The following is a 15,006-nucleotide window of genomic DNA, read 5'->3' on the forward strand; positions in this document are numbered from 1 at the left end:
CCGATCATTGCATCAGGCCGGATTTATGCCCAATATTTTTGCGCAAGGCAAGCGGTCGCTGGCAACTACATCGCGCCAGAGTGAATGCCCTGCAAGTGTCCGACCGCAACGTCCACATGATGCCGCGTGAAGATTCTGGCCTTGCGTACGGCTGCCCCTTCCGGACCAGGCCACGAGGCAATGGCCGACATCATGGCCTTACTTTCCAAGGCCACGCCTGATTCGCGATTGAGCCAGTCCACTGTCGCGAGAAGCTCCAGGCCATGAGGTGACTGGAAGCCGTCTATCACCTCGCTGGCGGCGTTCAGCGCGGGCCGATAAGGGCTGGCTTCGGGTGACGTGAGATAGGCGCCTATCCTGTCCTGCCGATCGTGCCGGAATCGGATTGGATCAAATGGCCGGGCATCCGCCACCCGGCGCTCGCACGTCAGGTAGCTGCCGTCCAGGCTGTCCAATAGGTGCCGAACCTTGTCCGAATAGGGGCCGTAGCGATTGGCCACGAAGTCGTCGGCGATCGGGTTGGGCAAGCTCAGGTGCCGAATGGCACCGCTCAGGAACCATGCGAGCTTCTGGGCTTCCAGGATCGAGCAATCGAACCCCAGCACCGCGTAGCATCGGATCATCTCTGCCATCAGCGCCCGTGCTGGTGTCAGTTTCTCGACGCCGTGGCGCTTCACGACGTTCTGATAGGTCTGGGTCGGCTCATAAACGATGATCTCGCAATCGAGGTCGGCGAGCGCCTTGGCGACCAATGGCTTCACATCGCTCCAAGCGAGCCCACCATTGCCGGCTCCCAGTGGCGGAATGGCGATGGAACGGATGGCGCGAGCCTTGATCTCCTCCTTGAGCGCGGCCAGTCCCTGCTCGATCCATTCCAGCCTGGAGGGGTGACGCCAATGCTTCTTCGTCGCGAAGTTGATGATGAAACGCGGGCCGAGCATGTCCTGCCGTTCGGTGATGAACAGGCCGCCAGGGGAGAGCCCGCCCGCTTTGCTGATCGCCTCATAGGCCCGGAAGTTCTCCGGGTAGCTTTCCTTGAACATCAGCGCGATGCCTTTGCCGCTGACGCCGACAGTGTTGACGGTGTTCACTAGCGCTTCGGCATCGGCCGCGAGCAGATTGCCTTGGGTGTAGCGAATCATCAGAAATACCACCCTGGTCGAGCAAACACCTGGAGCGTCCGACCTGCCGCCTGGATGCTCGCTTCGATAGCCGGTCTTACGGCCTCGGACACGCAGCCGATACCCAGAAGCGCGTTCGGCGGAACATGCCTATGGGCAAGAGCCTCAGCCTGATAGCGCTCCATCTTGTCAGGATAGCTGTCATCGCGAGCAAAGTCATGCCGACAGAGTATGCCCCAGTCGATCATCCCCGCCAGATCGGTGTGATTGCCGCTCCAATCGGCCGTCGCCGTATAGGCATGACGATCTGTGAAGAGCATGGACACGCCATTGTTGTTCATGGCTTGGCAGGACGAGACGAGGATTGCGATCTCCTGATTCGGACGGCGGACGATGCCATTATACCCTGTCTTGATGTTGAGCAGCATCGGCGATTTCGGCGTGAAGTAGAAAGGAATGTAATCGGCCAGTGTCCCGCCCGGCGCGATGGGCACCTGCCGATGGGCGCGCTTGTCGATCAAATCGGGGTTGCCGATGGCGACGAAATTCGGATCGGCGGCAGCGCCATTCGCGCAATGCAACCCGTTCGCCAGCAGCCAGGGCAGATTGGCGACATGGGTGATGCGGAACAGCAGCCCGCGTTCCGGCGTCAGGTTAAGCGCCATTGCCCGGTTGCCTTCCTGGTAACACACCGAACATCTCCGCCGAGAGGGCGGCGGCGATGGCTTCGGCCCTGGTGGCGGCGATGTCGAGGGCGCGGGCAGTGGCTTCGAGGCGCTGGGTCTGTTCCGCGAAAGCGGTTTGGAGCGGGATAGGGGGAATCACTATACGCAATGCCCCGAGTCCTTCGGTGCTCAAGTTGAAGTTACCCGCTGTGGTGCGGCCTGCACGCACGACGAACGATCTATATCGCTTGTGATTGAAGTGAATGACAGCGAAGAACGGCAAGAGATCGGCTGTCAGGCGCGCCCGGATCAGATAAGAGGCGTAGGAGGCTGAGCGGGTTCCTTCGAACATTGCGCAACGCCCAATATACTCGGGGTTGCCGTTAGTTCTGACAAACAGAACGTCGCCGGTGCGAAGATCAGTCTTGGCCCGCTCCTTCGCCGGCAGGGTAGAGAACTTTAAGTCTGACCAGTCAATCCGGCCGCCAATGACATTGGGAATCCGTAGAACCGCTACGTCGCCATCGGATTGGGAGTCGTGGCACTTTTTATTGGTGCCATATCGAAACTCCGATACCACCTCACTGAAACGGACTTGACGCCACCCCTTCGGGTTGGTCGCCGGGTCGCCGAACATGTCGAGGAAGAGGGCGGGGATGACGGCGCGGGCCTTAACACGAGCGGCATCGGCGCGGCGCCTGATCTCCGCCGCCCGGTCCAGCAGTCCCACGATCCGCCGCTGCTCGTTGAGCGGCGGAACGGGCAGCACGAAGGACTTTAGTTCCTCGCTGTTTATGTTGGCCTGACCGATTGCCCCTCTTGCAGTTGCGAATAGGCGATCTTTCATGGCGGCGGAATTCATGAAGCGCCAAACCCACTTTGGGCATACGATGTCGCGAGCGACGCGAACCCGGATGAAGTAGGAAGCGGCCGCCGCAGGGAAGCGGCCATCCCAGAGGCCGGTCTTGCCAACCAGTTCCTTGCTGTTGGTTCGGTTGAAGAGAATATCACCTTCCTCGATGCCGAACTTCGCCCGCTCAGTATCGGTCAACGAGGCGTATTTCAGGTCACTGAGATCAAGTGTGCCGTCATAGCGAACATTGCCCATCCGAAGAACGGGAATGCCCTCGGCCGAGTCGGAGCATTTGACACTGGTCCCGTAGGCCGCCTCGACGATCAGCTCTCCGAGCTTTGCCTGCTGCCAACCGCTCACGCCGCCTCTCCCCTCAACTCCGCGGCCAGCGCCTGGATGTCGCCGAGGATGGCCTCCACGTCCTCCTGCAGTTCCTCCAAAAGCTCGCGCGGATCGCGGTGCTCGACGGCCTCGCGGCTCTCAGGCCGATAGCGGGAGCCGGACAGGTTCCAGTCCTCCTGCTCGATGGCGCCGGCCTCGGCGAACCACCAGTGCTCTGTCCAGGGCGCGGCCGGATCACGCTTTTGCCAATCCGCCCACATCTCTTCCCGGCTGTTGAAGGCGGTGATCAGGCCGGGCAGGTCGTCGGCCTCGATCGGCTGGTCGTGGTTGGCATCGAGCTTGAAGCCGTCATTGCTGGCGTGGAGGAACATCACCCGTTCCGTGCGCCCGCCTTGGCGGAAGACCAGCACCGAGGTCTTCACTCCCGAATAGGGCTGGAATACCCCACCGGGCAGCGACAGCACCGCCTCGACCCGGTTGTTCTGCATCAGCAGGCGGCGCAGCTCCCGGTGCGCCCCGGTGGAGCCGAACAGAACGCCCTCGGGCACGATCACGCCGCACCGGCTGCCGGGCTTGAGGTTGTCGATCATGTATTTGACGAACAGAAGCTCGGTTGCCGTGCTGGTCCCGATCTTCACGTCATCGACGATGCGGTCGCGGTCGATACGGCCGGAGAAAGGAGGATTGGCGAGGATCACGTCATAGCCGTCGAGCGGCAGGCCCTTCTCAGCCTTGGTCTGTCGGTCGAAGCTGGTGGTCAACACGTTGCGCTTGAGGATGCGAACATCGGGCAGGCCGCGCAACGCCAGGTTCATGCTGGCAAGGCTGACCATCTTGGCATCGACATCGTTGCCATAGAAGGTTCCGGTCTGGAGCTTGCGCCATTGCGCGGCGCTCAGCCGGTCGCCCATGCCGCGCTCGAACGTCTTGCCTTCCAGCTCGGCCGCCTCACGTCCGTTGGCGGAGGAATTGCCGAGGCGGATATGCTCATAGGCTGCGACGAGGAAACCGGCGGTCCCCGCGGCGGGGTCATAGACCGTCTCGCCGATCTTCGGATCGACCAGATCGACAATGGCGCGGATGATGTGGCGCGGCGTGCGGAACTGACCGAGCTCGCCCGCCTGCTTGATCTGGCGCAGCACATGCTCGAACAGGTCACCCTTGGTGTCGGGATCGGCCTGCTCCAGCCTCAGCTCGTTCACCAGCGTCACCACCTGAGTGAGGACGGTGGGCTCGTCGATCGCGAGGCGCGCCTGCGCCATGAAGCTCATGCCGAACTCGTCGCCGATTGCCGCGAAGAAGGGGAACACCTCGTCGCGCACGAAGGTGACGAGCTGCTCGCCCGAGATGGCGTTGGCCCAGGACGACCAGCGCATCCGCTCGCGCGGGATGGTCTCGACGCCCTTGGTCGGGGCGTTGAGCGGGTTGCGGACCGTCCAGTCGCCCGAGAACAGCGAGGTGTACTGGCGTTTGGTCGCCTTGGCCTGGCGGAGGTTGGCGGCGTCGATTCTCTCGATCAGGTAGAAGAAGAACAGGAAGCTGAGCTGCTCCGCGTTCGACAACGGATCAGGATAGCCGCCGCCATAAAGATAGTCGCGTATCTGATCGACCTTGCGGCGCATATCGGGGGTGAAGGGCATTTCCGTACTCAGTTCGTCGGGTTGCCAAGTCGGGATCGGTCCCCAGGGCGCTCGTTCGGGACGGTGAAACCGAAAACAGCTTCATTCATACTGGCCAGCAGACGCTCGATCTCCGCATCGCCGCCGAAAGCCGAGCGCGCTCGCTCGAATCCCCCGTTCAGCGACAGGGGCGGCACGTCGAAACGCCAGCTCTGGAACTGGATAAGCTCCGCCGCGTTCGCCTTGATCTGTTCCTTGACCAGGTGCAGCAGGCGAATCTGGTCGGAGTTGAGTGTCTGTGCGCCCAGCCATGTCTCAAAGGCGGTTCCGAGGGCTTCGACACGGGCCTCGTCGGCATCCACGAAGGCGCGGCCATCCTCGTCGATGGTTACCCATTCGCGCGTTGTCGGGTCGATCTCGTCGTGAATGTCGAGCGTGAGCAGCCGTCGCGGCTGCGGTTGGGGCTTGGCAGGCTGGACGACAACGACACCACCGTCGCCCGGTTCCTCGTCGTCGCCGTGCCGCAGCGTGACGCCTGTGAAATCCCATATGGTGAACCGATCCTTGCCCGGCGCCTGCCGGGTGCCGCGGCCGCGCATCTGCCGATAGAGAATCGAGCTATGGGTGAAGCGGGCCAGCACGAGATTTCGCACCTCCGGGCAGTCGAAGCCGGTGTCGAGCATGTTCACGCTGACGAGGATCTGCGGAAATTCCTCCTTCTTGAATCGCCTGATCTTCGCCTGACCATCGACAGTGTCGTCTGCGCCGAGGCCGGATATGACGAAGTCGGCATAGCGGACTGTCGGGCTCGGCTTCTTGTCGGCGAAAGCGTCGTCGAACAGGCGGGCGAGCGTCTCGGCGTGGCGCTTCGTGACGGCGAAGACGATGGTCTTGCCCCAGTCCGGCGCCTGTCGGACGCCATTGGGACCCGTGTAACCGTTCTCCAGGACCTGGCGGAATTCGCGCACCATCGCCCGATTGCGTTCGGGAATGCTGAAGCGGCGCTCCAGCGCCGCTGGATCGACGACGATAGGATCGTGCTCGGTGAACAGGGCGTCCAGTTCCGTCCGCGCTTCTCGGTCGAGTGCATCCCAATCGATCTCGTTGCGGGCGACGGTGAAGCCCTCAATGGCGGCCGTGCGAACGGTCATGGCGCGATAGATCTCGTAGGGTACGAGATACCTGTCCGCGATCGCCTCCTGCATGGTGTACCTGTAGGTTGGCCGGTCCAGCTCGAAGAACCGCATCGTGTCGCGAATCGCGGCCCGATCTTCTTCCTCGATGTCGGCTGCGTCGCGCATGACGCACGGTGTGGCCGTCAGGCCGATTTTGATGCCGTCGAAATGGTCGAGCGCCCGGCGCCATTGTCCGTAGATGCTGCGGTGACACTCGTCGACGAGGATCAGGTCGAAGTAGCCGGCCGAGTACTTCTCGTACTCGTTCACCAGCGTCTGCAGGGTGACGATTGTCACGCGCTTCTCGTCCTGGAATCGGCGGCCGGTCCGCGGAACGCGGTAACACGGCAGGTGGGGCAGGTGCTCGGCGAAAGCATCTTCCGCCTGGATCGCGAGGGTGGTGCGATCGACCACGAACAAGGCGCGTGTCACCCAGTTGGCCTCGAACAGGCGCTTGAGCAGGGCGGCAGCGGTGCGCGTCTTGCCTGTGCCAGTCGCCATCTCGACGAGCATCTTGCGCCGGCCGGCGACGATCTCACGGCAAAGCACGTCGATGCATGTGGTCTGGTAGAGGCGTTCGACGATCCGAGAGTCGATGGCGATGTCGAGCGGGTTGCGACGGATGTCGCGCGCCGCTTTCCGACGGGCGAGGTCGTTTTGGCTGAAGACCGTCTCGATGCGGCGATAGTGAGCATCCTGGCCCTTGTCGCGGAACCAGATTTCCTCGCCATTGGACAGAAAGATGAAAGGCACACCGAGCTGATCGGCATAACGCTGACCTTGTGCCTCGCCCGCGCTCAGGTTGACGCTCGTGCTCTTGGCTTCGAGCACGGCCAGGGTTCGTCCGAGTCGATCGAACAGCACATAGTCGGCCTTCCCGCCGTCATCGAGCGGATACTCGTAGCGGACGCTTCGCCCATCGGTGAGCTTCCAGTCGGCATCCCTCAGCAACTGGTCGATCTTGACCCTTGCGAAGGCTTCGTTCGTCACGTCGGTCTGGCCCCCTTGGCACGAAATTCGGCAACGAGCCCTGCACTATAGTGCGCCGTTTGAGCTTAATGGTCTGTTGGTTACGGTAATGAATCAGCCTAGGGCAGCTCAAAGGGTGTCGAGGAAACCCGGACTTCCATGAAGCTGCAGCTGCGGTGGCGGACAGGGCGGGATTCGAACCCGCGGTGGCTGTTACACCACGCACGCTTTCCAAGCGTGTGCCTTAAACCGCTCGGCCACCTGTCCTCCTGAAGCGGTTGGCCGCTCTTATAGCGCGGTGGGCGCTGGGGGCAACGGCATCTTCCCCGGGGCGGCCGGCTTGGGTAGGGTGCGGCCCCGCGTTTCCAGGGGGTCAATGTGTTGTTCCGAGCGCTCGGTTGGCTGCTGCTCGCCATGGCGGTTGCGGTGGTCGTGCACGATGGGCTCGCGTGGTGGAGCGAGGGCTCGTTCCGCCTGTTCGGGCTGGGGGAACTGTGGTCGCAGCTCGACATCGGGTCCCTGAACCGGGCCCAGGCGGCTGTGCAGCGGCATCTGTCGGGGTCGCTGTGGACGTCGGTGGTCGGGCCGGTGCTGACGGTGCCGGCGGTGCTGGCTTTCCTGGGGCTGGGGGTGTTCTTCCTGTGGATCGGGCGGAGCCGGGCGCCGGAGGCGCCGGCGTTCATCGGCGGCGGGCGGACACGGCGGCGGCGGAGCCGGGGCGGACTGAATTAGGAATTGAGGGGCTTGCGGGGGGCGGCGCGGCGGCTAGCTTGAGTGGCGAGCGGCGGGACGTTCGGGTGGATGTCGCGTGGCGGCGGCTTCGCTCGTCGGATGTGCAATTGGTTGCACAGGAAATGGCTGCACAGGTGAGCCAGGCCGGTCAGGTGGCGATGCGACAACTCTTGGGTAGCGTTACGCCAGACGGGCATCGTTCTGTCTGGAGGGAGCAACGTGGTTCTCGAAATTGCCTTCACCCTGCGGGGGCTGACGCAACTGACGCAAGCTGACGCTGAGGAAAGCGCGAGGAAGTGGCGACAAGGCGTTGATTTCAAAGAGGTACTGACGCACTGACGCAACGGACGCAAGAATCGGGCTCGAATCTCCGCGCAGGGCGATGTGCCGGGGAGCCATTGGGCGGATACCGTCGGGAGGGCGCGAGGTCGTCATGGCTGGGAGCGCGCCACTTCAGGCGGAGTAGTCTCCGCCGGGATGGCGCTCATCGGATTTGTGAGCAGCAAGAAGAGCGCCATCGGAGTGGCGCGCTCCCAGCGAAGAGGGGTCGTGTTTGCGGCCGGTCTTCGAGATGCCGCGCGGGGCGCGGCTCCTCAGGATCAGGTTGGGGGGTGCGGGCGGTGCTGACTGGCTCGAATGGGGCTGTGTGGACCATGATTGCTCGTTCCCACCTTGTCGAAGACGCTCCTCTCGCTCGGCGAGGTCATGAGCGGCGCACGGGCGTCCGCCGGCGCGCAGGTGAATGCGCGCGGGCGAGCGGTGATCCTTCGACAAGCTCAGGACAGGCGCTAGCGGTCCGGAAGAGGATGAGCGGGCGGGAAACTGTCTACACGGGCCGAGGGGCGGCGCGGGAGGTAGAGGCCTGTTGTCGGGCGGGAAGGCCGCTGGTCCGGTGCTCGCAAATCCCTGATCTGGGGCGAGCGATTCCCTGTTACGCTTCCCTGTTCCGGCGGGGAGGCGATGCGAAAGATGTCGATGGCATCGGCATTTTGGGCCGCTTCCGCCGGGGCCTTCTCTCTTGGAACAGGGAATTTCGCCGCCAACCCTTTGCAGTCGCCGCCGCGCCGCGGCGGCGACTGTTACCGGCTGTCCATCTTCAGGGCGGCAATGAACGCCGACTGCGGGATCTCGACGTCGCCGACCTGGCGCATGCGCTTCTTGCCCTTCTTCTGCTTCTCGAGGAGCTTCTTCTTGCGGCTGATGTCGCCGCCGTAGCACTTGGCGAGCACGTCCTTGCGCAGCGCGCTGATCGTCTCGCGGGCGATGATGCGGCCGCCGATCGCCGCCTGGATGGCGATCTTGAACAGCTGGCGCGGGATCAGGTCCTTGAGGCGCTCGCACAGCGCGCGGCCGCGCTGCTCGGCCTGGTTCTTGTGAGTGATGATCGAGAGCGCATCGACCGGCTCGCCGTTGACCAGGATGGAGAGCTTGACCAGCTCGCCCTCCTCGTAGCCCAGCATCTCGTAGTCGAAGCTGGCGTAGCCGCGCGTCACCGACTTCAGCCGGTCATAGAAATCGAACACCACCTCGTTGAGCGGCAGGCGGTAGACCGCCATGGCTCTGGAGCCCGCGTAGGTCAGCTCGATCTGCTGGCCGCGCCGCTCCTGGCACAGGGTCAGCACCGAGCCGAGATGCTCGTCGGGCGTCATGATCGTGGCCTTGATCCACGGCTCCTGCATCAGGGCGATCTGCGAGGGGTCGGGATAGTCGGCTGGATTGTGCAGCTCGCGCTCCGTGCCGTCGTCCATGGTGATCTTGTAGACCACCGACGGCGCCGTGGTGACCAGGTCGAGGTCGAACTCGCGCTCCAGCCGCTCCTGGATGATCTCGAGGTGCAGCAGGCCCAGGAAGCCGCAGCGGAAGCCGAAGCCCAGCGCCGCGCTCGATTCGGGCTCGAAGTGGAAGGAGGAGTCGTTGAGCCGCAGCTTGGCCAGCGATTCGCGCAGGCCCTCGAACTCGGCGGCGTCGGCCGGGAACAGGCCGCAGAACACCACGGGGACGGAGGGCTTGAAGCCGGCCAGCATCTCGCCCGCGGGCTTGCGGTCGTCGGTGATGGTGTCGCCCACCTTGCAGTCGGCGATGGTCTTGATGCCGGCGATGATGAAGCCGACCTCGCCCGGCCCCAGCTCGTCGACGTCCTTGGGCTTGGGCGTGAACACGCCGACCTTGTCGAGGTCATAGGAGGCGCCGACCGCCATCATGCGGATGCGCTGGCCCTTGCGCAGCGTGCCGTGCTTGACGCGCACCAGGGTGACGACGCCGAGATACGGGTCGTACCAGCTGTCGACCAGCAGCGCCTGCAGCGGCGCGTTGCGGTCGCCGGTGGGGGCGGGCAGGCGGCGCACCATCGCCTCCAGCAGGTCGTCGATGCCGAGGCCGGTCTTGGCCGAGACCTTGACCGCCTCGGACGTGTCGATGCCGATCACGTCCTCGATCTCCTGGCACACCCGCTCGGGCTCGGCCGAGGGCAGGTCGATCTTGTTCAGGACCGGGATGATCTCGTGGTTGGCGTCGATCGCGTGATAGGCGTTGGCCAGGGTCTGCGCCTCGACGCCCTGGCTGGCGTCGACGACCAGCAGCGAGCCCTCGCAGGCGGCCAGCGAGCGGCTGACCTCGTAGGCGAAGTCGACGTGGCCCGGCGTGTCCATCAGGTTCAGGACATAGGTCTTGCCGTCGAGCGCGCGGTACTCGAGCCGCACGGTCTGCGCCTTGATGGTGATGCCGCGCTCGCGCTCGATGTCCATCGAATCGAGCATCTGGTCGTGGAACTCGCGCTCCGTCACCGCCCCGCAGCGCAGCAGCAGCCGGTCGGCCAGCGTGCTCTTGCCATGGTCGATATGGGCGATGATCGAGAAATTGCGCAGCAGCGACAGGTCGGTCATGGGTACCTGGACAATTGTACTCTTATAGCGCGAACGCGCCCCCTTCTTGTCATCCTGAACGAAGCGAAGGATCTCATCGCCAGAAGTTCCGAAGCACTCCCGTGGCGGGGGCGATGAGGTCCTTCGCTACGCTCAGGACGACAGAAAAGGTCTCACCAGCAAAGAACGCCTCACCAGAAAAGGTCTCAACAGAAACGATCTCACCCCCGCAACGCCGCGCCCGTCGCCTTGGTGACGGCGGCGACGATCTTGGCGCTTGCCGCCTCGATCTCGGCGTCGGTCAGGGTGCGTTCGACGGGCTGCAGGGTCACGGAGAGGGCGATCGATTTCTTGTCGTCGGGGACGCCCTTGCCGGCGTAGACGTCGAACACCCGCGCCGCCGTGATCAGCGCCTTGTCGGCGTTGCGGGCGGCGCGCACCAGGCGCTCGGCCTCGACTCCGGCATCGACGATGAAGGCGAAGTCGCGCTCGAGCGGCTGGAAGGCCGAGAGCACGAGCTTGGGCCGCGCTTTGGTCGCCTTGGGCTTGGGCAGCGGCGGGGCGTCGAGGAACACCTCGAAGGCCGCCACCGGGCCGCTGAGGTCGGCCGCCGCGACGATCTCGGGATGGAGCTCGCCGAACCACGCCATCACCCGGTCGCCGAGCTTGATCGCCCCGGAGCGGCCCGGATGGTACCAGTCCGGCGCGCCGCCGGCCTCGTTCCCCGATCCGCTGCCGTGCGTGGCGAACATGTTGTCGACCGGCGCGCCGATCGCTTCGAGCACGGCCATCGCGTCGGCTTTGGCGTCGAAGGCGTCGACGTCGCGCGCCGGGCCGGCCCAGTTGCGCGGCACCGCCTTCTTGTGGCGGATGCCGGCGGCGACCGCCTGCTGCCCGGTCGGCGTGGCGTCTCTGTACTGCGGGCCGACCTCGAACAGGGCCGGGTCGGCGAGCCCGCGCGCCTCGTTGCGCTTGGCCGCATCGACCAGGTTGGGCAGGATCGAGGGCCGCATCGTGTCGAGCTCCGACGCGATCGAGTTCAGCAGCCGCAAATCGGCGCCGCCGCCGCCGAAGCGCTCGGCCTGGGCGCGCGGCAGGAACGACCAGCTCACCGCCTCGTTCAGCCCGCGCGCCGCCAGTGCGCGGCGGGCCTGGGGTACGCGCCGCTGGCGCGGGCTGCGCACCGGCTTGGAGATCGGGCTGAGGCGCGGCAGCGACGTGGTCGGGATGTTGTCGAAGCCGTACACCCGCGTCACTTCCTCGACCAGGTCGGCCTCGCCGATGATGTCGGGACGCCACGACGGCACGGCGACGCTCCATGGGCCATTGCCCTGCACGGTGAAGCCCAGCCGGGTCAGGATGCTCGCGGTCTCGGCCGCCGGCACGTCGATCGCGGTCAGCGTCTTCACGCGGTCGGGTCGCAAATCGTAGCTGCGCCGCCACGCCGGCATGATGCCGGTCGACACGACCTCGCTGGTCTCGCCGCCGCACAGGCCGAGGATCAGGCGCGCCGCCACCTCGGCACCCCACCACACCGATTCGGGGTCGATGCCGCGCTCGAAGCGGTAGCGCGCGTCCGACAGGATACCGAGCTTGCGGCCCGAGGCGGCGGTGCGGATCGGGTCGAAATAAGCGACCTCGAGAAACACCTCGGTGGTGTCGTCGCCGACGCCGGTATCCTCTCCGCCCATGATGCCGCCCAGTCCGTGCACGCCTTTGGCGTCGGCGATCACCGCGATCGACGGATCGAGGGTGTAGGTCTTGCCGTCGAGCGCCAGGATCTGCTCGCCGTCGCGTGCCTGGCGCATCACCAGGTCGCCGTTGAGCTTCTTGGCATCGAACACGTGCAGGGGCCGGTTGAGGTCGTAGGTCACGAGATTGGTGATGTCGACCAGGGCGGAAATCGGCCTGAGCCCGATCGCCTTCAGGCGGCGCTGCAGCCAGTCGGGCGAGGGGCCGTTCTTGAGGCCGCGGAAATGCCGGCCGACCACGATCGGGCAGGGGCTGTCCATCTCGACGCGGTAGCCGTGCCGCCACCAGAGCGGGCTGTGGTAGGTGCCGGTGACGGTGTGAGGGATGAAGCGTTTCAGGGTGCCGAAGCCGGCCGCCGCGAGATCGCGGGCGATGCCGCGCACGCCCAGGCAATCGGGGCGATTGGGCGTCACCTTGATCTCGATCACCGCGTCGTCGAGGCCGAGCGCCTCGGCGGCCGGCCTGCCGGTCAGCGTGTCGGCCGGCAGGTCGATGATGCCGCTGTGGTCGTCGCCGAGCTGCAGCTCGCGGCTGGAGCACAGCATGCCGTTGCTCTCCTCGCCGCGGATCTTGCTCGCCTTCAGGGTGATGCCGGTGCCGGGGATGAAGCTGCCGGTCGGCGCGAAGATACCCTTCAGGCCGGTGCGCGCGTTGGGCGCGCCGCATACGACCTGAATGACGCTGCCCGAACCGATGTCGACCTTGCACAGCCGCAGCCGATCGGCGTTGGGATGCTGCACCGCCTCGACGACGTAGCCGACGACGAAGCCCTTCAGCTGCTCGGCCGGGTTGCTGACGCCCTCGACCTCGAGGCCCAGCATGGTGAGGCCATGGCGCAGCTCGGCGAGCGTGGCCTCGGTGTCGAGATGCTCCTTGAGCCAGGACAGGGTGAATTTCATCGGGCGAGCTCCAGGGCGGAGAAGCCGTAATGACGCAGCCATCTGAGATCGGAGTCGAAGAAGCTGCGCAGGTCGGGGATGCCGTACTTCAGCATGGCGATGCGGTCGATGCCCATGCCGAAGGCGAAGCCCTGGTAGATCGCGGGATCCAGCCCGCAATTCTTGATGACGTTGGGATGCACCATGCCCGAGCCCAGGATCTCGAGCCACGAATCGCCGGCGCCGATGCGCAGCTCGCCGTCCTTCCACGAGCAACCGATATCGACCTCGGCCGACGGCTCGGTGAACGGGAAGTAGCTGGGCCGGAAGCGCAGCGGCAGGTCATCGACCTCGAAGAAGGCGCGGCAGAAATCGACCAGGCAGCCCTTGAGATGGCCCATGTGCGTGGTGCGGTCGATCACCAGCCCCTCGACCTGGTGGAACATCGGCGTGTGGGTGGCGTCGTTGTCGATGCGGAAGGTGCGGCCGGGCACGATGATGCGCAGCGACCCGCCGTCGGCCAGCATCTTCTGCACGCCCTTGTCGAGCATGGTGCGGGCCTGCACCGGCGAGGTGTGGGTGCGCAAAACCATCGGCGTGCCGTCGGCGCGCGACGGCAGGTAGAAGGTGTCCTGCATCTGGCGCGCCGGATGGTCGGGCGGGATGTTGAGCGCGGTGAAGTTGTGCCAGTCGTCCTCGATGTCCGGGCCGTCGGCCCAGGTGAAGCCCATCTCGCCGAAGATGGCAGCGAGCTCGTCCATCACCTGGCCGATCGGGTGCAAGGTGCCCTCCCGCTCGGGCCGGATCGGCAGGCTGACGTCGACGCGCTCGTTGGTGAGACGGGCGGCGAGCGCGCTGGCGCTGAGCGCCGACTTGCGCGCCTCGAGGGCGACCTCGATCTCGCCCTTGAGCTGGTTGACGCGGGCGCCGAATTCCTTGCGCTGGTCGGGGGCGAGCCCGCCCAGGGTCTTCATCAGGCCGGTGACGCTGCCCTTCTTGCCCAGCGCGGCCACGCGCGCGGCGTCGAGGGCGGCGAGGTCGGCGGCGTGCCGCACGGCGTCGAGCACCTTGCGGCGAATGTCCTCGATTTCAAACGTCGAGAATATGTCCATGCGAGCTCACTCCGAAACGAACACGAAAAAAGGGAGCCTGTGGTCCAGGCTCCCTCTCTGCGATCTCTGTCCTCGGCGCCGCTCTTCCGGACCGCGGGTGTCTCGCCCGCCTGGACCGCGGGCGTCCCGCCCGCTCATCCCTTGTCCTCTTCGTGGCGCCGCCGAACCTTACTTGAGGGCGGGCCCCTATTTCAGAGCCGCTTGTGCCTGGTCGACCAAAGCCTTGAACGCTGCCGGTTCCCGGACGGCCAGGTCGGCCATGACCTTGCGGTCGACCTCGATGCCGGCCTTCAGGATGCCGTTCATGAACTGCGAGTAGGTCATGCCATGCTCGCGCGTCGCGGCGTTGATGCGCTGGATCCACAGGCCGCGGAACGTGCGCTTCTTGTTGCGCCGGTCGCGATAGGCGTATTGCAGCCCCTTCTCGACCTTCTCGATGCCGACGCGGAACGCCGCCTTGGCGCGGCCGCGATAGCCCGCGGCGAGCTTGAGGACCTTCTTGTGACGAGCGTGTGCGGTCACGCCCCGCTTGACGCGTGCCATGGCCTACCTCTCGTATGGGAAGAAGTTGCGCTTGATGATGCGGGTATCCGGCTCAGACACGATTTCCATGCCGGTGGCCTGGCGGAGGAAGCGGTTGCCCCGCTTGCTCATGCCGTGGCGCTTGCCGACGACGCCGTGCTTGACCTTGCCGGTGGCGGTGAAGCGAAACCGCTTCTTCGCCCCGCTCTTGGTCTTCATTTTGGGCATTTTCTTTCCTTTTCAAAGGGTTACGGTTGGCAGCCGAGGCAATGCCCTCTGGGCCCGGCCGCCGAAGGAAGCGCGCTTATACCGATGAGGCCCGGGGCGTGCAAGAGTTGCGAAATTCGCCCTTCTCATCCTCCTCCCCAGCTCCGCTGGGGAGAAGATGGGTTTCCCTCCCTACGC

The 15,006-nt window shown here is 65.1% G+C and carries 11 protein-coding genes and 1 tRNA gene; 1 reads left to right on the top strand and 11 read right to left on the bottom strand.

Annotation, left to right across the window (positions count from 1 at the left end; genetic code table 11):
• Positions 1–65: 65 nt before the first annotated feature.
• The 6 genes from ACILR9_RS20095 to ACILR9_RS20120 all read right to left on the bottom strand — a co-directional run bounded on the left by ACILR9_RS20095 (position 66) and on the right by ACILR9_RS20120 (position 7,011).
• Positions 66–1,142, bottom strand: coding sequence for a macro domain-containing protein (locus ACILR9_RS20095; RefSeq protein ID WP_395711739.1), 1,077 nt, complete (start codon positions 1,140–1,142; stop codon positions 66–68).
• Positions 1,142–1,786, bottom strand: coding sequence for a DUF4433 domain-containing protein (locus ACILR9_RS20100; protein WP_395711740.1), 645 nt, complete (start codon positions 1,784–1,786; stop codon positions 1,142–1,144). Before ACILR9_RS20100 ends, ACILR9_RS20095 begins: the two co-directional genes overlap by 1 nt.
• Entirely contained in the window at positions 1,776–2,999 is a 1,224-nt protein-coding gene (locus tag ACILR9_RS20105) for a restriction endonuclease subunit S (RefSeq protein ID WP_395711741.1), read from the bottom strand. The genes ACILR9_RS20100 and ACILR9_RS20105 overlap by 11 nt, the downstream gene beginning before the upstream one ends.
• Entirely contained in the window at positions 2,996–4,621 is a 1,626-nt protein-coding gene (locus tag ACILR9_RS20110; RefSeq protein ID WP_395711742.1) for a class I SAM-dependent DNA methyltransferase, read from the bottom strand. The genes ACILR9_RS20105 and ACILR9_RS20110 overlap by 4 nt, the downstream gene beginning before the upstream one ends.
• Before the next feature lie 8 nt (positions 4,622–4,629).
• Positions 4,630–6,765 carry a DEAD/DEAH box helicase family protein gene (locus ACILR9_RS20115; protein ID WP_395711743.1) on the bottom strand — a complete coding sequence of 712 codons (2,136 nt, stop codon included), beginning with the start codon at positions 6,763–6,765 and terminating at the stop codon, positions 4,630–4,632.
• Positions 6,766–6,921: 156 nt separating this feature from the next.
• Positions 6,922–7,011, bottom strand: a tRNA-Ser gene (locus ACILR9_RS20120).
• Between the two features lie 111 nt (positions 7,012–7,122).
• On the opposite strand from ACILR9_RS20120, the gene ACILR9_RS20125 reads away from it, so the two are divergent.
• The gene (locus ACILR9_RS20125; protein ID WP_395711744.1) at positions 7,123–7,476 is read left to right on the top strand and encodes a hypothetical protein; all 354 of its coding nucleotides are present in this window, start codon (positions 7,123–7,125) and stop codon (positions 7,474–7,476) included.
• A 1,079-nt stretch (positions 7,477–8,555) separates the two neighbouring features.
• Here the strand turns inward: ACILR9_RS20125 and lepA are convergent.
• The 5 genes from lepA to rpmI form a co-directional block, all read right to left on the bottom strand.
• Entirely contained in the window at positions 8,556–10,358 is a 1,803-nt protein-coding gene (gene lepA, locus ACILR9_RS20130) for a translation elongation factor 4 (protein ID WP_395711745.1), read from the bottom strand.
• 200 nt (positions 10,359–10,558) lie between these two features.
• Entirely contained in the window at positions 10,559–12,988 is a 2,430-nt protein-coding gene (gene pheT / locus ACILR9_RS20135) for a phenylalanine--tRNA ligase subunit beta (RefSeq protein WP_395711746.1), read from the bottom strand.
• Positions 12,985–14,079, bottom strand: coding sequence for a phenylalanine--tRNA ligase subunit alpha (gene pheS, locus ACILR9_RS20140; RefSeq protein ID WP_395711747.1), 1,095 nt, complete (start codon positions 14,077–14,079; stop codon positions 12,985–12,987). The genes pheT and pheS overlap by 4 nt, the downstream gene beginning before the upstream one ends.
• 186 nt (positions 14,080–14,265) lie before the next feature.
• A complete protein-coding gene (gene rplT / locus ACILR9_RS20145; RefSeq protein WP_395711748.1) occupies positions 14,266–14,622 on the bottom strand; it encodes a 50S ribosomal protein L20 in 357 nt (118 codons plus the stop codon).
• A 3-nt stretch (positions 14,623–14,625) separates the two neighbouring features.
• Complete coding sequence (gene rpmI / locus ACILR9_RS20150) at positions 14,626–14,829, bottom strand: 50S ribosomal protein L35 (protein WP_395711749.1); 204 nt, start codon at positions 14,827–14,829, stop codon at positions 14,626–14,628.
• Positions 14,830–15,006 lie beyond the last annotated feature (177 nt).

Origin of the sequence: Reyranella sp. (assembly GCF_044224635.1) — a bacterium.
GTDB lineage: Bacteria > Pseudomonadota > Alphaproteobacteria > Reyranellales > Reyranellaceae > Reyranella.